Raw genomic sequence first — 377 nt, forward strand, 5'->3', positions numbered from 1 at the left:
CGGCCGGCTGCCAGCCGGAAAAGCGCAACGCGCCGGCGACCAGCATCGAGCCGAAGAACAGGACGAACAACACGATCAGCGGCCAGCGGCCGCGTGCGGCCGCCGGGCGCGGGGCCGGGGTGGGAGCATTCATGCCGGGGATTTTCTCATGCGCGCGCGCTCAGCGCCCGCCCCGCCCCCTGCGCGCGCGCCAGCTGAGCAGCGCCGCGGTGACCAGCACCGCCAGCGCCAGGCCGAACCATTGCACCGCGTAACCCAAGTGGCGCTCGGGCGGCAGCGTGTTCGGCAGCAGGTCCAGGTCGCGCGGATAGCCCAGCGGCAGGGCCGGATCCAGGCGCAGTACCTGCGACAAAATGTCGCGGCGGCCGAGCGCCTCA

1 protein-coding gene is annotated in these 377 nt (G+C 73.2%); it reads right to left on the bottom strand.

The genetic code is table 11. From position 1 onward, the window contains the following. Nucleotides 1–160: 160 nt before the first annotated feature. The coding region (locus D180_RS20045) for an SURF1 family cytochrome oxidase biogenesis protein (protein WP_039728865.1) at nt 161–377 on the bottom strand (217 nt) is incomplete at its 5' end.

The organism is Xanthomonas sp. SHU 166, assembly GCF_000364685.1.
Lineage (GTDB): Bacteria > Pseudomonadota > Gammaproteobacteria > Xanthomonadales > Xanthomonadaceae > Xanthomonas_A > Xanthomonas_A sontii.